A 19,011-nucleotide genomic window follows, 5' to 3' on the forward strand; every position below is an offset into this window, starting at 1 on the left:
ATTACACGCTTTAGCACACAATTTAAGAAAGAAAGTTGCCTGAAGAGGACAACTTTTCACTTTTTCTTAAAATATTGAAAAACTTTTATAACAAAAAAATCCGCCTCAAATTTTGTTGTGAGACGGATTCTTTTATTTGTGTAACTTTATTCCTTGATGAATTTTTCTACTATTTCCTGATCTCCAGTTTTTATTTTGATGAGGTAATTACCTTTGGCAAGTTGAGATACATTAATTTTGTTCGTGTTCTCGGTTTTAATTAATTTACCTAGGTAATCATAAATTTCAACTGAGGTTACCAGTTTTTTTGCCAAAATATTAATCATATCCTTTGCCGGATTAGGATAGATTTTAACATCTATTTTTTTGATATCGTTTGTAGCCAGCATCTGATAATTTTCATAAAAATTAAGAATTCCGTATCCCATCTGGTCTGTATAGTTAGGATAAAGAGATGAACTTTGTCTTAGACTTTGCTTTATGATCTCTCTAGGTTTTGTGTTAGGGACAGATTGTAATAGACACGCAACGCCACCAGCAGCTAAAGGTGTAGCAAAAGAAGTTCCGTTCCCATAATCAGAAGAGTTGTTGTAAGCGTAATAAGTAGAAGTGCCTCTTGCACTTGCGTCAGGTTTTACAACACCTGCAGAATTGGGGCCAAAAGAAGAAAATCCGGATGAGCTACCAGCAGAGTTAACCGCACCAATGGTAAAAACACTAGCATTGTCAGCTGGAGCAGAGATATAGTGCCACGCCTTTTGTCCCTCATTTCCAGCAGCAATTAATACAAGAATCCCTTTTTCGCTAGCAATCTGAGCTCCTCTGGAGATAAAAGTGGTTGTACCATTCATATCATCATATGTATAATCATAACGACTGTCATCAAACTCAGAATAACCTAAAGACGTAGAAATAACATCTACACCTTGTCTATCAGCTTCTTCTGCAGCCTCTATCCAATAGAGTTGTTCTTCTGGGATTTCATTAGCAGCATCTTCACTTGCGTACAAATAGAAGTATGCATCTGGTGCAGCTCCTACAAATGTCCCGTCTATATATCCACCAATAATACCCAGACACATAGCACCATGAGAATTGAGTGAGGTTGTATAGACAGAAGATGTCTTATTCACAAAGTTATAAGTTGCTTTGATGTGTCCGTTATCTCGCATTCTTTTAAAGGCACTGCCTGTATTGACATAAGGAAACCCTGTATCAATCACAGCAATAGAAACTCCCGTGCCGGTGTAGCCAGCAACATGCAATGGACGAAGGTTGATTTGATTGATCTGAGATAAGCTGTTCCCATAATTAAAAGTTGTCAAAGCATCTCTGTTTGCATTTTCAGAATCAAACGCATCGAATTTATTCATCTTTTCATTACGTTTTCCTCCGTTGGGATTTTTTACAAAACTTTCTACATGATCTACATAACTCTGCTGGGATAATGTCTGGATCTGTTCAGTAGTAGCATTGACTGCAACACCATTCAACCATTTTGAATAATCTGTTACTGTAAAACCTAAGTCTTTAACATTCTGGATATAACTAGATTCTATTGGAGCATCCTGATCAATAAGAGTAATTCCAAGATTGGTTCTTCTATCAAGAGATTTCTGGGTTAATTCGGATAAAGGGTTTGCATAAAAAGAAGCTTTGTTAGGTTTATCTTTGAAGAAAACAAAAACTAATTCGGTTTGAGCATTAATTACTAAAGAAAAGCCAACTGATAAAATTGTAAAGATTTTTCTCACGTTTAGGAGGATTTGATTTTTTAAACAAATAAATAAATGTAAATTTACAAAATAATGTTTTTTGCTTTTTAAATCGTTTCTAAAATATCTAATAACGACTTTTTAAGCATTCAAAATTTAAATATCAGCATATGAAAAAAATCCAAATGGTTGATTTACAAAGCCAGTATTATAAGATAAAAAGTGAAGTTGACAATGCAGTTCTTAATGTAATGGATTCTGCAGCTTTTATAAATGGTCCGGAAGTAAAATCCTTTCAATCAGACCTTGAAAATTATTTGGATGTAAAACACGTGATTCCTTGTGCTAACGGAACAGATGCTCTTCAGATTGCCCTTATGGCTCTTGATTTGAAAGAGGGAGACGAAGTGATAACAGCAGATTTCACATTTGCGGCAACTGTTGAAGTGATTCATTTGTTAAAACTAAAATCCGTTTTGGTAGATGTGGATTATGATACATTTACTATCGATACAGAAGCTATTAAAAAAGCAATTACACCAAGAACCAAAGCGATTATTCCTGTTCATCTTTTCGGACAATGTGGAAATATGGAAGAAATCCTGAAAATTGCTAAGGAACATAACCTTTACGTTATTGAAGATAACGCACAAGCCATTGGTGCAGATTTTATTTTCTCTGATGGAACTGAAAAAAAATCTGGAACAATGGGAACAATTGGAACCACATCTTTCTTTCCTTCCAAAAACTTAGGTTGTTATGGAGATGGAGGCGCAATTTTTACTAATGATGATGAATTAGCTCACAGATTAAGAGGAATCGTAAACCACGGGATGTATGAGCGTTATTACCACGACGAAGTTGGTGTTAATTCAAGATTAGACAGTATTCAAGCTGCGGTTTTGAGAAAAAAATTACCGAATCTTGACTCTTACAACGAAGCGAGAAGAAAAGCAGCTGATTATTATGATGAAGCTTTTGCCGGCAACGAAAATATCTTAACGCCAAAAAGAGCAGAAAATTCAACGCACGTTTTTCATCAATACACTTTAAGAATCCTAAACGGAAAGCGTAATGAATTGCAACAATTCTTAACAGAAAAAGAAATCCCTGCAATGATTTATTATCCGGTTGCGCTTAGAAAGCAGAAAGCCTATTTCCAAGATAGTAATCCTGCAGATTTTGTAAATACGGATAAATTATTGGATCAAGTAATTTCTCTTCCAATGCATACAGAACTGGATGAAGAGCAATTAAAGTACATTACAGATTCCGTTTTAGAGTTTTTCAATAACTAATCTCCAATATTTATAAAAACTATGTCCATACTCGTAACAGGTGGTCTCGGTTATATCGGATCACACACAGTTGTAGAACTCATTAATCACAATTTTGATGTCATCATTGTTGATGATTTGTCTAACTCAGAAAAATTCATTCTTGATAATATCGAGGAAATAACAGGAAAACGTCCAATTTTTTATCCTTTTGATCTTAGAAGAAAAGAGTTGCTGAAACAAGTTTTTGATGCTCACGATATCGAAGGTTGTATCAATTTCGCGGCTTCAAAAGCAGTAGGAGAGAGTATGGTAAAACCACTGGATTATTACGAAAATAATTTGTTTTCATTGATTAATGTTCTTCAGGAGTTTAAAGAAAGAAATATTTCTAACTTTATTTTCAGTTCGTCTTGTACGGTTTATGGTCAAGCAGATCAAATGCCGATTGATGAAAATACACCTCTCAAAGAACCAGAATCCACTTATGGTAAAACCAAAAGTTTTGGTGAAGATATATTGAAAGATTTTTCCAAAGCTTACAATAAAAGAGTTTCTTTATTGAGATATTTCAATCCCATTGGAGCGCATCCTTCTGCCTTGTTAGGAGAGTTACCAATAGGAATTCCTAATAATTTGGTTCCTTATGTAATGCAAACTGCGGCTGGAATCAGAGAAAAACTGAGTGTTTGGGGGGATGATTATCCTACGGAAGATGGGACAGCCGTTCGCGATTATATCTATGTTGTAGATTTGGCAAAAGCACACGTTGCTGCATTACAAAAATTGATTCATTCAGATGAAGAAACAGTTTTGGATATTTACAATTTAGGAACAGGAAAAGGTTCTTCGGTTTTAGAAGTTGTAAAAGCTTTTGAATTAGCTAATGATGTTGCAGTTCCTTACCAGATTTGCCCAAGAAGAGAAGGCGATATCACGATTGCATACGCTAATGCGGACAAAGCTGAAAAAGAACTCAATTGGAAAGCAGAAACCACTTTGGAAGAAGCATTGAAAACCACTTGGGAATGGCAAAAATATCTGAAAGACAGAAATAACTAAAACATAAAATCCAATCAACTCTGATTGGATTTTTTATTGCGTTCTCTTCTCAGCAAAACTGAAAATACTATGGAGTTTAACTTCAGAAAAACTATTAGATTTTATCTTCGATGCGACAATCATTGCTTTTGCAAGAACTTCAGTTGGCAATGGTTGTTGATTTTTGAAAAGTCCTAATTTATTGAGGAATTTAATCGTTTTCAAACCATAGACTTCACTATTTCTATCTGTGTTTTTTCGTTCCAGCATTCCCGGTTTGAAGATGGTTGTTTTGGGGAAATGCAAGTTTTTCACAGCTTCTTCCAATTCGCCTTTCATTCGGGAATAAAAGATTTTCGAATCAGGAGCTGCGCCATAAGAAGACACTAAAATATAATCATCCACTTCGTTTTCTCTCGCAACTTTAGCAAACTGATATTGATAATCATAATCTATTTTCCACTGATTGTCTTTGCTTCCTGCCGATTTCAAAGTCGTTCCGAGGCAAGAGAAAACAACATCACCCTTCACAAGATGTTTCCATTCGTCAGGCTGATCAAAATCTACGATGTGCGCTTTGACCTTTTCGTTATGAAAATCAGACCGTCTTCTCACGAAAATATTAATCTCATCAAAATCCGAATCCTGACAAAGTTGACTTACAAGGTCATTTCCTGTAGCGCCAGTTGCACCAATTACCAAAGCTTTCATACACGTAAGATTTGATAATAAAGTTAAGGAATATTTCTTGGATTAATTCAACTGATTACGATATTCCGCCCAAATGATTTTAAACCATTCCGTAAAGTTATCCGGATTTTCAGCAATTTTCTGTTGCAAATCAGCAATAGAAACATATCGGATTTCCGAAACTTCATCAGGATTCAAATCAAATTCCCCATCAAAGTTTCCTGTAAAAACATAATCCAATTCGTGTTCCCAAAGTCCGTCTCCAACATCCGCTTTGTAGATAAAATGGAATTTCTCTGTCAGCTCACAATCGATTCCCAATTCCTCTTTGATACGTCTTTTCGCTGCATCCAGATAAGATTCCTCGATTCTTGGGTGCGAACAACAAGCATTGGTCCATTGGTTGGGAGAGTGGTATTTTTCATTGGCGCGTTTCTGTAAAAGCATTTCACCCTTTTCATTGAAGAGAAAAACCGAAAATGCACGATGCAAAAGACCATTTTCGTGCGCCTGCATTTTTTCCATTTGTCCCAAAACTTCATCCTGAGGATTTACCAATACCACTTTTTCCATAGAACAAAAATAAGGATTTTAGAATTAATTATTAGGAGCTTAATCCCGCTTTCCGTTGCAATCTTTTTCTTTTCCTTATGTGAAAGAAAAGAAAAAGGATTTCCTCTGCAATCGGGGCTAGGGGTATTGTCTGTAAAACGCCATTTCGCCAGTATGATATTATGGAAAGTGCTTTATTCTGTTATAAATTGTTCGTAACTACCAAGTTTAGCTTTATCAATTTGATAATTTCCATTTGCATCTTTGCAGATTATTACACTATCAAATCCAAGTTCATTCATTTTTTCGATAGTCAAAAGTTCACCTTCTTTGACTTGAAATACTTTTCGTAATAACCAATCTGAAAGAGCTTTATTCGGATTCGTCATTAAAGCTTTTGAGTTGTCTTGACAAACTTTAGCTGAAAAAACTTCCCCAGTTGGGATTTTTAACTCAAATAATTGGTCTCTTTCAGGGAAGAAATTTGGGAATTGTTTATGAATTTCAGCAGGAATTGGAATGTACACTTCTCCATAATCTCTTTTTCGTCCTCCTGCATGCCATTGATTTAAACCACTTTTTTCAAACACAAATTTTTCTTTGTTTTTTATTCCGTAAAGTGGCAAAATAACATAATTTTCACCACGAACAAATTTATCTGTTGCTGGTTTTAAAGCTTTATCTTCAAACAATTCTAGAAGTAGAGTATAAGGATCTTCTAAAATTTCAATTGGAAGTTTAAAAGCATTATTAGGAATATAAAACTTTCTGAAAAGTGTACTTTTTGAATAGTTAAAACTATAAAAGTTTTTTCCATCTTCAAATTGTAAACTTGCAGAATTTTGTTTTACAGCGTGAATATTTTCTATGTCAATTTTGTCGTAATCAGTTTCAAATAAGACAAGTTCACTATCTTTTCTTGCAACAATATGATATAATGAACTCTCAATATTGTATAAACGATTTGCTAAATCAATTCTTTCGTTTCTGAATTCTGCTAACTTATGAGCCAGGTCTTTACCTTGAAAATCAGCTATTACTCTTGAAAGTGAATTGAATTCTGCTACTTTTTCATTGCTGTTATTTGAATTGCAAACGAATGTTTTTAAACCTACACCGATAGAATTATAGTTTGCATCGAATGCCGTATCTGAACGAGATAAATTTCCAGCATCAAAACTTCTACAGAAAATGTTTTCTGCTACACGGTAATTGATAAAAGGAATTGCACTTTCGCTGAAAAGACCCGAAAGCTTTGAAACTGCTGAAAGCAGTTTCAAATAATTTCCATTGTTTTCTATATCTATTTCAGCGAATGATTTCATCTACCCAACAACTTTTGATAAATGATATAATTCACCGTTAGAATCTGTTAAAACTTCTAATTGAGTTGAGTATAATTTTGGTTTTCTTTTTTTTAATGACTTGAAATATTCGTTAATTGTACTGTTTTCTAGATTAGATAAATAGTCATTAAATCTAGATTGTTCTCTTTCATTATTTATTACTGGGCAATAACCATTATGATTAATTGCAATATCATAAAGATTTTCTTTTTCATCTTTTATTCTAATTGCGTACACATTTTTAGGAAAAGATTTAACTTCTAAATAAGAGACTATATTTAAAATATTAGTTATTATCATAATACGTTGATTATTTCGTTACTAATTCTTTCAATTAAAGTGGTTGTTACAGAATTACCTGCTTGCATATACAATTTGCTATTTGCAATAGGAGGTAAGATATATTTATCCATTGGATAACCTTGAAATGCAAAACACTCTTTTGGAGTTAATTTTCTTATTCCAAAATCATCTTTTATCAAAGGTACATTATGTCCACCTGCACCCATATTTGCAGTTAATGTAGGACAAACATTGCTTTTGTTTTCTCTTACATAAACTCTACGCCATTGATAAACGGTATCCTTGCTTGTCATAGTTTTAACAAGTTCAGGATAATACTGATGAGTTTCAGGATAATAATATTTATTTTCTTGTTTTTCTTTGTCTAAAATGTCGTGAATTGTTTTTGTTAATTTAATTTCTTCTGGAAATTGAAAATTAGCATAATTCGGAACTTGATTTGGGTCGAATGCAACTACAAAAATTCTTTCTCTATTTTGTGGAACATTTGCGTGAGTCATTGTGTTCAAAACTTTATGAAACACTTTGTAACCCAATTTTTCTTCTAAAATTTCAAGAATAACCTTGAAGGTTTTTCCTTTATCGTGAGAAACTAAATTTTTTACATTTTCTAAAAACACAACTTTTGGTTTGTGTTTTTCTATAATTTGTTCTAAATCAAAAAATAAAGTTCCTCTTGTGTCTGAAAAACCTTTTCTAAGTCCTGCAATTGAAAATGCTTGACAAGGAAAACCAGCACATAAAATGTCAAATTCTTTTGGAATATAATTTTTTACAGATTCTTTTGTAATATCTCCAAATGGGACTTCTCCGAAATTTTCACGATACGTTTTTTGAGCGTCTTTATTCCATTCGCTTGTATAAACACATTTTCCACCTACATTTTGCATTGCGATTCTAAAACCTCCAATTCCCGCAAATAGGTCGATAAATTTGAACGTATAATTTTTAGGAGTTGGAAATGGAACATTTTCAATCTCGAATAATAATTGTTGCAAAGCTTCTTCCTCTACAACCGAAATTTTATTTTCGCTTTTGTATTCTACATAGTTTTTCAAAATACTTAAAGCTTCGTCTTTATAATATTTTGCAACTCCGTTGTGTATATTATGTAGATAGTGAGTTAGTACGGCTTTTTCTTCTTCTAAAGGTTCAACAAGCTTAATTTGGTAACTCTTGTCATCAAATTCCTCTATGCTCATTTTCTCTTTTATCAACATTCTCTTTTAGCTTACTTATTAATGTTGCAATTTACAAATTAAAATCAAGTTTTGTTGAATTGAAAATTTGAAAAACGGGATTTTATTTTATGCACGAACTTTCAAAAAGCATTTCCCATAACGACAAAATTACCGCTGAACTATTATAGAAATTAAGAATAAAATCAGCTCCATTTGCGAGAAAACAAAATTCTACAAACTATTCTCCCATTCATTAGCAAAAGCAATAAAATCAGCAACAGACAATTCTTCTGCTCGGATATCGAGGAAAGGATGAGATTTTATATTTTCAGGAATACCGAGAACTTTCAGCGCATTGCTCATCTTTTTACGTCTTTGTCCAAATCCTGCTTTGACGATTTGTTTAAATAAAACCTCGTTTCCAGCCAATCCTTCTTTCAGATTTCGAGTCATTCGGATAACGCCTGATTTTACTTTTGGTGGTGGATTGAAGACGTTTTCGTGAACTGTAAAAAGATATTCAACATCATAATAAGCTTGAACCAAAACTGACAAAATTCCGTAATCTTTTGTTCTTGGTTTTGCAGCGGTTCTTTCAGCCACTTCTTTCTGGAACATTCCGCTCATTTCCGGAATCAAAGTGTAATTATCAATGATTTTAAAAAGAATCTGAGACGAAATATTATAAGGGAAATTTCCAATCACAGCCAGTTCTTCGCCAAAAACTTCCGGAATATTGATTTTCAAAAAGTCACCAACAAAATGCTGTTCTTCAAGCTTTGGATAATGTTGTTTGAGATAAACGATAGATTCTTGGTCGATTTCGGCAACATAGATCTCTGAGTCTTTTTCGAGAAGAAATTTGGTAAGAACGCCCATTCCCGGGCCAACTTCCAAAACTTTTTTATAGCCTTCAAATGACAACGAATCTACAATGTTGCGTGCGATATTCTGGTCTGTAAGAAAGTGTTGACCAAGATGTTTTTTTGCTCTAACGTCCATTTTGCAAAGATATGGTAAATTATAGTCAACAGAAAGATTATAATATCAATACATCTTCGTCTTCACACAAGTCACATTTTTTATTTTGACTGGTTTTCCAACTTTCTTCAACATTCCAGTTTCTAAGTTTCTTTTGAAAATGGTTACATCTTGCGAAATAACATTGGTCACAATAATGAATTTTCCTGTTTCATCAATCGCAAAAGTTCTTGGATGTTTTCCACCAGTTTTTTGGTAACCGACAGATTCTAATTTTCCATCATTCAAAACTTTGAAAATCGCAATATTGTTTTCTTTTCCTCTATTAGTCGCATATAGGAATTTTCCATCCGGAGAAATGTGAACATCGGAACTTTCAAAACCTTCTTTTATTTTATCTGGATGCGTTGCAATTCTTTGGATTTCTTTCAATGTATTATTCGAAAAATCATAAACCGAAATCATCCCGGCCAATTCTTCAATCGAGTAAGCAATTTTCCCATCGTTACTAAAAGTGATATGTCTTGGTCCGCTTCCGGGTTTTGTATTGATGAAAGAACTTTCACTGTCAATCAAAGGTTGTTTCTGATTTGCTTCAAAAGGATATTGTAATATCTTATCAGCACCTAAATCTGCAAACAAAACCGTCTTATAATCCGGTGTAAAAATAGCAGAATGTGTATGCGATTTTTCTTGTCTTGTTGGATTAACACCACTTCCTTCCGTGAATTTAAAATGTTGTGCTATCGAATCTATCTTTCCATTCTCAAGAAGTGGGAAAACAGAAATAGTTGGTTGATTATAAGTTACATTAATGAGCCATTTTCCACTTTTATCAACGTTTACATAAACTGGATTTTCACCTCCGGTTTTTTGTTGATTAAGGAAAGTCAAAGATTTTTTATCAGCATCAAAAGCGAAGGAGCCTACTGTTCCGTAATTCGGAGTTTTGGCGTCGTATGAGGCATAAACATATTTTCCGTCATTAGAAACTGTTATATATCCAGGATTGATAACATCGGAAGATGAAGCAACTTTGGTGAGTTTTCCTGTTTCCGTATCTAGTTCGTAAACATAAACAGCTTCAGAACCTTTGTCCCAATTATAAGAACCAAAAAATACAAATTGTTTTTGTGAATATAGACTTGTGCCAATTAAAAAGCTAATGAATAGAACAATTTTTTGGATTTTCATTGATGATTATTTGTTTTGGGAAATAGACTTGATTAAAAAAAAGTTCTGCTAGTAACAAATTTTCTAAAAATTCATCTGGAAACCAAACTGAATACCGAATTTTCTTACATCAGTATTCGCAGTTGTTTTGTGATTTAAGTAATTTCCTCTCCAGTTAAAATCAACTCTCAATAATCTGAAATTCCCCCAACCGATATTCTCGATTCCAAAACCATACTCGTAATAAGGTTTATCGGGAGCGCTAAGATTCATATTTCCAGCATTCATCGTGATGGATTCTTGTCTCAAACTTCCAACGCCTGAGCGGAAAAACGCAACTTCTCTCAGCTTTAGCTTCTTGATGAGAGGAATCTGAGAAAATATTTTCCCGTTGAAATGATGTTCCAGAAACAAAACAGCATAAGAATCTGCCACGAATTCATAGTAATTCATCAAAGAGAAAACGCCACGCACTAATCCGTAAGATTGGTTGGCAGGTAAAACATTTTGCAAAGCAAGAGGAAGCGCATCAAAGTTTTTCCCAACTTCTACATTCGCAAATAATCTTCCCCAATTTCCTAAAATCACAGGTTGATAATAGTAAAACTGAAGTTTGTTATAATTAAAATCTGAATTAAAAACGCCTCCAACTCCTTTTGTATATTTAAGAATCAAAGAAGGATTGGTTGCTAACGCGGTCATTTCATAACGATCAACTCCGTAAGTAGAAAATTTGATTCCTGGTCTGAAAATCAAAGTTGTTGTTAGTTTTGTATCATTCAAATCATTCCGAAGAACGCCTTGTCTGTAATAATCAATATTAAATAAATTAGAATCTGCAGATCTTATGTTTTGAGTGGTTGCATCCAATTTGATTTGGAAATTTTTCCAAGGTTCTATACTGGTAAAAAAATTGTATTGTTTAACAGAACTCATAGAAGTCGTTTCACCACTGTTAAGAACAGAAGAAGAAGCGAATGAACGCGTCATAATTCCTTCATCAGTTGTCAATTGAACTCCAAGTTGCAAAACGTCTTGTCTGTAACCGCCACCAATTTGGAAACGATTGGTTTTGTTGAACATATATTTTGCTTCACCACCAAATTTCCATTTTTCATCACGGAAACCGTAAGCAGTATAAGCTTGGATTCTCCACATATCATTCTTTCCAAAGTAAGTTCTGGCACCGGCTCTCAATCTCAAACCTTCGATGTCATTATATCCCCAAGTCTGAAAAATATTTCCAAAATCCAGCCATTTTCCAAAATGGATATAACCTGTATTCCCAATCTCAACAAGTTTTATGATTCGTTTGTATTTCGGAACATTTTCTAATTCGTCATACATTTTGTAGATATTCTGTTCGCCTTCGGTCAGTTTTTCTGTTCTGTTTTCTAACCAATAATTTTCGTCTTTCTCAACTAGGTAGTCCTCAGGAATATATGTTTTACTAAGAAAAGAATCTTCTAACCCTTTATCGAATTCGTATTCAGAATAATTGGCAACACGTTTTGCAATCACACTTTTTGCACCATCTTTATCATTAAGGACAAGATTAAGCGTAGTCTCATTTCTAGTCGGGATGAAAGTAGAATCATCTGGATTATCAAATTCTAAATCCGTCGCAATATTTTTAACGAAATTGATATTAATTCTTTTATTGGTCTGCATCTCCACTTTCATCACATTATATTTGTCCATCGAAATATAAAGTCTGCCTTTCAAAGCTAATGCTTCAGGGTTTTTTGGAGTGAATCGGATTTCGTAGCTTCGGACTGTGTTTATCTCAATCGTGTCGGTGATATTATAATCAAAAACACCGAAACCATCTGTGGAAACAGGACTTGTGAAACCAAGATTCAGATAATTAATGGTATTATCATAAATGTTGATATCCTTGTACATATTCTGAATCGTCTTCGCAACGATTTGATTATTCTTAAGTCCGGAATTTCTTATTGCCAGAAGATCTTTTCGTTCTTTTTTAGGGGCATTTTTTCCGTAAGTTTGAGAAATACTTTCTGTGATGAAAAGTGGCAAAACAGCTTTCCCAGCAATCTCGGAAGTGTCATTGTATTTGAAAATAATAGAATCCAGACCTCTGAAAACTTTCTTTTTCGTAAAAGAACTGTCGATATTGTCTAATCGAAAATCGATTTTCTCATAAGTTTTGTACTTGTAGTCTTTGTGTAGAAGAAGTCCGTTGGATTTTTTCTTTTTCCAAACTTGTTGCATAATTGCATAAGCAGGATTTTCCTTCTTATTCTTATACTTTTTTACAGATTTTATAACGACACTTTCAATTTCGTTCTCCTTTTCGATTTGCGAAAAAAGCAAACCGGAACACCAAATCAGAAAAAATGAAAGAATAAATTTTTTATCAAACATCGAGTCTTCGAACATTAAGCTATTAAAACTAATTTTTTATTAAAATATTATACTGAGAATGAATTATTTTCCTTTTTCATAGAAAATAACATTTACAGGTGCACAAACAGGGATAGATTTCTTTGTAGGAGTCAGTTCTCCTGACTTTAAATCTCTACTGAAAATATTGATTCTATTGGTGTCTTGATTGGCTATCAAAACCAGCTTGTTATTTGGGCTGATAGTGAAATTTCGTGGATTTCTACCAGTCGTTTTGATTTGCTGAATTTTTTTCACTTTTCCGTCTTCAAGAATTTCGAAAGTAGTAATGTCGTCCGCATCGTCACGATTGGTCACATAAAGAAAATTTTCGTTGTTAGATAAATGAATGTCCGCAACTCTGAAATTGAATCTCACTTTTCTAGACAATAAAGTTTCTTCTTGGATTAATGTAATTTTTCCTTCGTTGAAACTTAAAACCGACAAATCGCCACTTAATTCCTGAACGAGATAAATCAATTTTCCACTTTTATCAAAAGCAATATGTCGCGGACCAGAACCTTTTTTAGCATCAAACTCACCGACTTTTTCCAATGGCTGATCTCCGTTTTGATTATATCTGAAAACGTAAATTTTGTCCAGCCCTAAATCTGTTGCAAGGACAAACTGATGATCCGGCGTAAACTGAACCTGATGAATGTGTGATTTTTCTTGTCTCTTCGGATTAAATCCGGCTCCTTCAAATTTTATATTTTGAATAACTTCAGACAGTTTTCCGTTTTCTAGTCTTTTGAAAACATTGATGCTTCCACCAGAATAATTGGCTACAATCACATTATCATCATCTGAAATCAGGAAACAAGGATCTTCACCTTTGGTCTTTTTTTCGTCTTTTTTGATGAGCAAACCTGTTTTTTCATCTATCGAAAAAGATGTCACTGTGCTTTTATCACCATTTTCGTTCACCGAAAACAGATAGTTTGTATCTGGACTCAGGCTTACAAAACTTGGGTTAATGATATTGTCAGTATGGTATTTAAGATTATACTTAAATGTATTTTCATCAAAATCGAAAACGTATATTCCGCCGCTGTTGCACTTCTCACTGTTGGTGTAAGTGCCTACGATAATGGTATTCTGCGCAGATAAACTAGCCATAAACAATATTGAAAAAATAAAACTGTTCCAGATTTTCATTCTAAAAATAGCGGTTTTAATAGATAATAATAATCAAAAAATCGCCCAAATTTATTACAATAAAAATTAAGCCAAAGGTCTTTTATGATTTATTAACTTAATTTTTCAATAAAATGTCAATGCATTTGCTTGTGTAGATTGGTAAATATAATTTTGTAAAAATTCTATAAATGACTTGGAAAGAAGTTCTGCAACCCATTAAAGAGAGTGATTATTTTAAAAATCTCTGGGAAAAAGTTAAGCTGCAATATAATTCAACCCAATGTTTTCCACCCAAAGATGAAATTTTCCGCGCTCTGGAACTAACTGAATTTGATGATGTTGGAGTTGTGATTATTGGTCAGGATCCGTATCATAATGATGGTCAGGCGAATGGACTTTGTTTCTCGGTTTCAGAAAATGTTACGGCGCCCCCTTCGCTAAAAAATATTTTTATTGAACTGAAAGAAGATGTTGGTGTAGAAAGAAAAAATAAAGATTTACAAGATTGGGCAAAACAAGGGGTTCTACTTCTGAACGGTACACTAACGGTACAGGCGCATCAGCCGAATTCTCATAAAAATTTGGGTTGGGAAGTTTTCACAGATTTTATCATCAAAGAGATTTCAGATAAAAAGGAAAATGTTGTCTTCGTTCTTTGGGGCGCCTTTGCTCAAAAAAAGGCTTCACTTATCGATTCAAATAAGCATCACATAATCCAGTCGGCACATCCATCACCATTTTCTGTCTACAGAGGTTTTTTCGGAAGCAAACCTTTTTCAAAAATCAATCAATATCTTAAAGATAAGGGAAAGAAGGAAATTGTTTGGGGATGATTTGGGTTTGAGAGTGGGAGTGTTTTAGAATTTTTCGATTCGGAAATTCTATCAACAAACAACCAAAAGCTATCAGCTAAATTATTATTCTTTCTCATATTTAAAAGTAACAGATTCGCTTTCTTCTTTTCCACCAGGATAAGGTTTCAAATCTGTTAATGTAAATCTGTATCCTGAGAAACTAAAAGATTTATTCGCACTTTTCGGTTGGAAATCTCTTGTTGCAACTTGGAAATCTTCTGTTTGTTTTCCGGAGTTAACATTCACATAAACAATTGCAATTCCTTCCCATACGCAAGTCGCATCAATAGGACAACGGCTGTCTTCAACAATGTTTTTGAATTCCAAATTGATTTTGGAATTAGGAATTTTTGCCGTTTTGTTAATTCCGATTGTGATGGTGTTGTTTCCACTTTCGGAAGTCTGAGCCTGAGATTGTGTTGTACAGTTGCTCATTAATAATATAACAGGAGCGAATAAAAGTGATTTTAAATTCATCATTTTGAAATTTTAAAAGAAAATATAATAACCGACAACCAAAAACATTGCCAGCCCAACCATTAAATTAAATCCTGTTCCGTAAATAAAGCCAATTAGCGCACCTTTTGTCGAGTTAAAAGCTTTCTTTTTATCACTGAAATCGTGCAATAATTCGCCAAGGCAAACACCTAACAACATTCCAATTAAGAATCCTAAGGGAATCGGAATGAAAAATAATCCTAAAAGGGTGCCTATGAAAGAACCAATACTTCCGTAGCGCGTTCCGCCATATTTTTTGTTGGTTTTTGCGGGAATCACATAATTCAGAACTGTTGAAATGATGGTCAATAAAACAAAAATCCAAACATAAATCATTGGCATCTCGTTTTCTGTTCCGAATTTGAAAATCAGTAATCCGCAAATACTCAATAATAATCCTGGCAAAATTGGTAAAAATGTTCCTAACATTCCTACAAAAAGTAGAACAAGAGCGATAATGTCGATAAAAACAGAATCCATTATTTTAAATTTATTTTAAAAATACAACATTCAAACTAATGCCAAAAGATTTTTTTTATGCTTAAATTTGTGAAATAATTCTTCTCAATGAAAAATGAACTTATAGATTACAAAGATTTTCTTCAACAAATCAGTGATGAAATTCATTTCTTCTGCAAAGACTTTTTTCCTGATGAATTTGTTTTATCCATGCAGATTACACTTAAGTTTTTTCTTCTCATATTTCTTATTTTTTTGGTTTCTTTTCTTTTGAAAAACGGAATCAATTTAGTTTTCAAATTCTTTTTCGATAAAGAAAAATATCCTGTGATGAAGTCCATTTACAAAGCAAAAGTGACTAATTCTGTGGCTAACATTTTAGCTTTAGGATTTGGGAATTATGCTTTGTTTTCGATTTTTTACAGACATCCGAAAAGTTTTGTTTTTCTGGAAAGATTGATTGGGATTTTGATTGTATTTGTGATTGCAAATATGGCTTTCCGATTCATCAAAGTTTTGCAGAATTATTACCTTATACAGAAAGATTACTACAAGATAATCGCCATTAATTCTATCTCACAGACGGTTAGGATTTTTGGAGGATTTATTTTTGGAGTGATTGCGATTTGTGTGTTATTCGGAATCAGCAGTACAACAGTTTTGGGAAGTCTGGGAGCGATAACTGCGGTTATGGTTTTGGTTTTCCGAGATACAATTTTGGGTTTTGTAACCGGAATTCACGTAGCGACTTCTAAGAATCTGAAAGTAGGAGATTGGGTGGCTATTCCAAAATATTCGATAGAAGGAAATATTGAAGACATTGATTTGCTGACGACAAAAATCAGAAACTTTGATAAAACGCTTTCCACAATCCCGACATACGATTTACTGACGACGGAAATCAAAAATATGCAGGTGATGTCCGAAACCAACACGCGACGAATCAAAAAATCAATTGTTTTCAATATTAAATCATTTAAATTTCTGGATGATCAATTATTTAATGATTTATTGAAAATCAACTTGATACACGATTATCTTGTGGAAAGGAAAAACGAGATCGATAAAGAAAAAGCAACGCTCCCCAATGCAGACGAAATTATCAACGGATCGCAACTGACCAATATTGGAACTTTCAGAATTTATGCTTTGAATTATCTTAAAAATAATCCCAATATAGATCAAACCGGAACTGTAATGGTTCGCCAAATGGAAATCACGCCACAAGGAATGCCTTTGGAAATCTATTGTTTTACCAATGATTCTAACTGGGAGAATTTTGAACAAATCCAAGCCGATATTTTTGACCATCTTTTGGTGGCTTCCAAAGAGTTTGATTTGGAAATAATGCAAGTCAATAAAATTTAAAATTAATTAGTTGAAGGTTGATTGTTCTTGGTTGCTTGAAAAAACTAACAACAAACAACTGACAACCAAAAACCAATAAAAATGACAAAACTAAGTGTCAATATCAATAAAATCGCAACGTTGAGAAATGCTAGAGGAGGCGATGTCCCAAGTGTAACCGGAGTTGCTTTGGATTTGGAAAGATTCGGAGCGCAAGGGATTACAATCCATCCAAGACCGGACGAAAGACATATCACAAGAAAAGATGTTTACGATTTGAAACCTTTGGTGAAAACCGAATTTAATATCGAAGGAAACCCACACAGACCTTTTATTGATATGGTTTTGGAAGTGAAACCTGAGCAAGTGACTTTGGTTCCTGATGCCGACAACGCGATTACTTCCAACGCTGGCTGGGATTGTGAAAAGAATCTTGATTTCTTGAAATCTGTAATTGCTGAGTTCAAAAATGCGGGAATCAGAACATCAATCTTCCTTGACCCAAATCCCGAAATGGTGAAATTCGCAGCTGAAACTGGAACTGAAAGAATCGAACTTTATACAGAAGCTTACGCAACCAATTATCCCAAAGATAAAGAATTAGCTATAGAATCTTATTTCAAAACTGCTGTTGTTGCAAGTGAATTTGGTTTAGGAATCAATGCCGGACACGATTTGTCTTTAGAAAATTTAAAATATTTCTCAGACAATATCCCAAATCTTTTGGAAGTTTCCATCGGTCACGCTTTGATTTCGGAAGCACTTTATCTTGGATTGGAAAATACGGTGCAGGCTTATCTAAAAAGATTAGCTAAGTGGTAATTATATTTTATTGTTAATGGAAATATTACATTCAAAAATATACGGAGAGGAAAGAACAGAAACGCCACTTTTGGTTTTTCACGGATTGTTCGGGATGTTGGATAATTGGGGAAGTTTTGGAAAAGAATTTGGAGAATTGATGCCGACGCATTTGTTGGATTTGAGAAATCACGGTCGTAGTTTTCATTCAGATTCTATGACACACGACGATTTGGCAAATGATATTCTGAATTATCTTGACGCTCATAACATTCAAAAAGCTAATTTATTAGGACATTCTTTAGGTGGAAAAGCGGTGATGCAATTCGCCATTAATTTCCCTGAGAGGGTAGAGAAGCTGATTGTTGTAGATATTGCGCCTAAGGCTTATCCACCGCATCATCAGGGAATCATCAAAGCATTGCAATCTGTGGATTTTAATAAGGTTGAATCTCGTCAAGATGTAGAAAAAGTTCTTGGAGAATATATTCACGAGAAATTTGTGATTCAGTTTTTGATGAAGAATTTGTATTGGACAGAGAATAAAAAATTAGCTTGGAGATTCAATCTTGAAACCTTAGCTGAAAAATATACCGAGTTTGTTTCTAATGCGATTAAGTTTGGTGTTTTCAATGGGCCGACTTTGTTCATTGCCGGAGCTAATTCCAATTATATTCTTCCACAAGACGAGTTTCTCATCAGACAACAATTCCCGAATTATAAACTCATCAAAATCAAAAATGCGGAACATTGGGTTCAGGCAAACAATCCAATTGATTTCAATGCGGCTGTGAAAGATTTTTTACAGAATTAGATACTCTTTACATAATCAATTTTTAAAATGATAAAATACCAAGAAACCATTTATAAAATCATTTTGATTTTTTCTGTTGTCATTAATCTTTTTTTGATTGTTCTAATGTTTCTCGTGCTCAGAGATTCGTTTTCTGGAAATGGAGAATGGTTTTTGGAAGGTAGAAGTTTTTGGTTTTTCATTGGTGTAATTCTAGCTTATTCTGTTTTGAATTGTTTTCTTTTGCTTCAGATTTTAAAAAGAAAGAAACAGACTTAACTTGATCACTCAGCAAATTTTGTAAATTTTTCAATCAATTTATCCAAGATGAAAGATAAATTGATTGAAAATTATAATGAATATCCGTAATTACACATAATTTCGTATATTTACTTATAATTTAATTAGTTAGATGAATATATTTAGTTTTACAACGCATTTTGGGACAGAGGAA

General features: G+C 33.6%; 19 protein-coding genes. 7 read left to right on the forward strand and 12 right to left on the reverse strand.

Annotated elements, in window-relative coordinates; genetic code table 11:
* Window positions 1-146: 146 nt before the first annotated feature.
* Window positions 147-1,754, reverse strand: coding sequence for a S8/S53 family peptidase (locus DRF58_RS15730; protein ID WP_116036788.1), 1,608 nt, complete (start codon window positions 1,752-1,754; stop codon window positions 147-149).
* Between the two features lie 131 nt (window positions 1,755-1,885).
* On the opposite strand from DRF58_RS15730, the gene DRF58_RS15735 reads away from it, so the two are divergent.
* Both DRF58_RS15735 and galE read left to right on the forward strand, forming a co-directional pair.
* Window positions 1,886-3,013, forward strand: coding sequence for a DegT/DnrJ/EryC1/StrS family aminotransferase (locus DRF58_RS15735; protein ID WP_116036789.1), 1,128 nt, complete (start codon window positions 1,886-1,888; stop codon window positions 3,011-3,013).
* 21 nt (window positions 3,014-3,034) lie between these two features.
* A complete protein-coding gene (gene galE, locus DRF58_RS15740; RefSeq protein ID WP_116036791.1) occupies window positions 3,035-4,054 on the forward strand; it encodes a UDP-glucose 4-epimerase GalE in 1,020 nt (339 codons plus the stop codon).
* Between the two features lie 33 nt (window positions 4,055-4,087).
* Here galE and DRF58_RS15745 read toward each other — a convergent pair whose 3' ends face one another.
* The 9 genes from DRF58_RS15745 to DRF58_RS15785 all read right to left on the reverse strand — a co-directional run bounded on the left by DRF58_RS15745 (window position 4,088) and on the right by DRF58_RS15785 (window position 13,784).
* Window positions 4,088-4,744 carry an NAD(P)H-binding protein gene (locus DRF58_RS15745; RefSeq protein WP_116036793.1) on the reverse strand — a complete coding sequence of 219 codons (657 nt, stop codon included), beginning with the start codon at window positions 4,742-4,744 and terminating at the stop codon, window positions 4,088-4,090.
* Window positions 4,745-4,786: 42 nt separating this feature from the next.
* Window positions 4,787-5,296 carry an isopentenyl-diphosphate Delta-isomerase gene (idi, locus tag DRF58_RS15750; protein WP_116036795.1) on the reverse strand — a complete coding sequence of 170 codons (510 nt, stop codon included), beginning with the start codon at window positions 5,294-5,296 and terminating at the stop codon, window positions 4,787-4,789.
* Window positions 5,297-5,469: 173 nt separating this feature from the next.
* Window positions 5,470-6,600, reverse strand: a complete 1,131-nt coding sequence (locus DRF58_RS15755) for a phospholipase D-like domain-containing protein (RefSeq protein ID WP_116036796.1) — start codon at window positions 6,598-6,600, stop codon at window positions 5,470-5,472.
* A complete protein-coding gene (locus DRF58_RS15760) occupies window positions 6,601-6,921 on the reverse strand; it encodes a hypothetical protein (protein WP_116036798.1) in 321 nt (106 codons plus the stop codon).
* Window positions 6,918-8,126, reverse strand: a complete 1,209-nt coding sequence (dcm, locus tag DRF58_RS15765) for a DNA cytosine methyltransferase (RefSeq protein ID WP_245955524.1) — start codon at window positions 8,124-8,126, stop codon at window positions 6,918-6,920. Before dcm ends, DRF58_RS15760 begins: the two co-directional genes overlap by 4 nt.
* 210 nt (window positions 8,127-8,336) lie before the next feature.
* Window positions 8,337-9,107, reverse strand: a complete 771-nt coding sequence (gene rsmA, locus DRF58_RS15770; RefSeq protein WP_116036801.1) for a 16S rRNA (adenine(1518)-N(6)/adenine(1519)-N(6))-dimethyltransferase RsmA — start codon at window positions 9,105-9,107, stop codon at window positions 8,337-8,339.
* 45 nt (window positions 9,108-9,152) lie between these two features.
* The gene (locus DRF58_RS15775) at window positions 9,153-10,280 is read right to left on the reverse strand and encodes a lactonase family protein (RefSeq protein WP_116036803.1); all 1,128 of its coding nucleotides are present in this window, start codon (window positions 10,278-10,280) and stop codon (window positions 9,153-9,155) included.
* Between the two features lie 63 nt (window positions 10,281-10,343).
* Window positions 10,344-12,662 carry a DUF5686 family protein gene (locus DRF58_RS15780; RefSeq protein ID WP_116036805.1) on the reverse strand — a complete coding sequence of 773 codons (2,319 nt, stop codon included), beginning with the start codon at window positions 12,660-12,662 and terminating at the stop codon, window positions 10,344-10,346.
* A 48-nt stretch (window positions 12,663-12,710) separates the two neighbouring features.
* On the reverse strand, window positions 12,711-13,784 hold the full coding sequence (locus DRF58_RS15785; RefSeq protein WP_157966743.1) for a lactonase family protein: 1,074 nt from the start codon (window positions 13,782-13,784) through the stop codon (window positions 12,711-12,713).
* Window positions 13,785-13,993: 209 nt separating this feature from the next.
* On the opposite strand from DRF58_RS15785, the gene DRF58_RS15790 reads away from it, so the two are divergent.
* Complete coding sequence (locus DRF58_RS15790) at window positions 13,994-14,638, forward strand: uracil-DNA glycosylase (RefSeq protein ID WP_116036808.1); 645 nt, start codon at window positions 13,994-13,996, stop codon at window positions 14,636-14,638.
* An 84-nt stretch (window positions 14,639-14,722) separates the two neighbouring features.
* On the opposite strand, the gene DRF58_RS15795 is transcribed toward DRF58_RS15790, so the two are convergent.
* Together DRF58_RS15795 and DRF58_RS15800 are read right to left on the reverse strand one after the other, a co-directional pair.
* Window positions 14,723-15,139 (reverse strand): hypothetical protein, encoded by a 417-nt coding sequence (locus tag DRF58_RS15795; protein WP_123902432.1) that lies wholly within the window; start codon window positions 15,137-15,139, stop codon window positions 14,723-14,725.
* Window positions 15,140-15,148: 9 nt separating this feature from the next.
* Window positions 15,149-15,637 (reverse strand): DUF456 domain-containing protein, encoded by a 489-nt coding sequence (locus DRF58_RS15800; RefSeq protein WP_116036811.1) that lies wholly within the window; start codon window positions 15,635-15,637, stop codon window positions 15,149-15,151.
* A gap of 87 nt (window positions 15,638-15,724) precedes the next feature.
* On the opposite strand from DRF58_RS15800, the gene DRF58_RS15805 reads away from it, so the two are divergent.
* From DRF58_RS15805 to DRF58_RS15820, 4 genes are all read left to right on the forward strand, one after another.
* Window positions 15,725-16,984: a mechanosensitive ion channel family protein gene (locus tag DRF58_RS15805; RefSeq protein ID WP_116036813.1), complete on the forward strand. Its 1,260-nt coding sequence runs from the start codon at window positions 15,725-15,727 to the stop codon at window positions 16,982-16,984.
* An 81-nt stretch (window positions 16,985-17,065) separates the two neighbouring features.
* A complete protein-coding gene (locus DRF58_RS15810; RefSeq protein WP_116036814.1) occupies window positions 17,066-17,785 on the forward strand; it encodes a pyridoxine 5'-phosphate synthase in 720 nt (239 codons plus the stop codon).
* A 16-nt stretch (window positions 17,786-17,801) separates the two neighbouring features.
* Window positions 17,802-18,578, forward strand: coding sequence for an alpha/beta fold hydrolase (locus tag DRF58_RS15815; protein ID WP_116036816.1), 777 nt, complete (start codon window positions 17,802-17,804; stop codon window positions 18,576-18,578).
* A gap of 27 nt (window positions 18,579-18,605) precedes the next feature.
* Complete coding sequence (locus DRF58_RS15820) at window positions 18,606-18,836, forward strand: hypothetical protein (RefSeq protein ID WP_116036817.1); 231 nt, start codon at window positions 18,606-18,608, stop codon at window positions 18,834-18,836.
* Window positions 18,837-19,011: the final 175 nt, after the last annotated feature.

It is taken from the genome of Epilithonimonas hispanica (assembly GCF_003385395.1).
GTDB lineage: Bacteria > Bacteroidota > Bacteroidia > Flavobacteriales > Weeksellaceae > Epilithonimonas > Epilithonimonas hispanica.

What these genes read in the sequence shown, in the direction of transcription:
- DRF58_RS15735 (WP_116036789.1), top strand. Translation starts at nt 1,886, where the DNA reads ATGAAAAAAATCCAAATGGTTGATTTACAAAGCCAGTATTATAAGATA.
- galE (WP_116036791.1), top strand. Translation starts at nt 3,035, where the DNA reads ATGTCCATACTCGTAACAGGTGGTCTCGGTTATATCGGATCACACACA.
- DRF58_RS15745 (WP_116036793.1), bottom strand. Translation starts at nt 4,744, where the DNA reads ATGAAAGCTTTGGTAATTGGTGCAACTGGCGCTACAGGAAATGACCTT.
- idi (WP_116036795.1), bottom strand. Translation starts at nt 5,296, where the DNA reads ATGGAAAAAGTGGTATTGGTAAATCCTCAGGATGAAGTTTTGGGACAA.
- DRF58_RS15755 (WP_116036796.1), bottom strand. Translation starts at nt 6,600, where the DNA reads ATGAAATCATTCGCTGAAATAGATATAGAAAACAATGGAAATTATTTG.
- DRF58_RS15760 (WP_116036798.1), bottom strand. Translation starts at nt 6,921, where the DNA reads ATGATAATAACTAATATTTTAAATATAGTCTCTTATTTAGAAGTTAAA.
- dcm (WP_245955524.1), bottom strand. Translation starts at nt 8,126, where the DNA reads ATGAGCATAGAGGAATTTGATGACAAGAGTTACCAAATTAAGCTTGTT.
- rsmA (WP_116036801.1), bottom strand. Translation starts at nt 9,107, where the DNA reads ATGGACGTTAGAGCAAAAAAACATCTTGGTCAACACTTTCTTACAGAC.
- DRF58_RS15775 (WP_116036803.1), bottom strand. Translation starts at nt 10,280, where the DNA reads ATGAAAATCCAAAAAATTGTTCTATTCATTAGCTTTTTAATTGGCACA.
- DRF58_RS15780 (WP_116036805.1), bottom strand. Translation starts at nt 12,662, where the DNA reads ATGTTCGAAGACTCGATGTTTGATAAAAAATTTATTCTTTCATTTTTT.
- DRF58_RS15785 (WP_157966743.1), bottom strand. Translation starts at nt 13,784, where the DNA reads ATGGCTAGTTTATCTGCGCAGAATACCATTATCGTAGGCACTTACACC.
- DRF58_RS15790 (WP_116036808.1), top strand. Translation starts at nt 13,994, where the DNA reads ATGACTTGGAAAGAAGTTCTGCAACCCATTAAAGAGAGTGATTATTTT.
- DRF58_RS15795 (WP_123902432.1), bottom strand. Translation starts at nt 15,139, where the DNA reads ATGATGAATTTAAAATCACTTTTATTCGCTCCTGTTATATTATTAATG.
- DRF58_RS15800 (WP_116036811.1), bottom strand. Translation starts at nt 15,637, where the DNA reads ATGGATTCTGTTTTTATCGACATTATCGCTCTTGTTCTACTTTTTGTA.
- DRF58_RS15805 (WP_116036813.1), top strand. Translation starts at nt 15,725, where the DNA reads ATGAAAAATGAACTTATAGATTACAAAGATTTTCTTCAACAAATCAGT.
- DRF58_RS15810 (WP_116036814.1), top strand. Translation starts at nt 17,066, where the DNA reads ATGACAAAACTAAGTGTCAATATCAATAAAATCGCAACGTTGAGAAAT.
- DRF58_RS15815 (WP_116036816.1), top strand. Translation starts at nt 17,802, where the DNA reads ATGGAAATATTACATTCAAAAATATACGGAGAGGAAAGAACAGAAACG.
- DRF58_RS15820 (WP_116036817.1), top strand. Translation starts at nt 18,606, where the DNA reads ATGATAAAATACCAAGAAACCATTTATAAAATCATTTTGATTTTTTCT.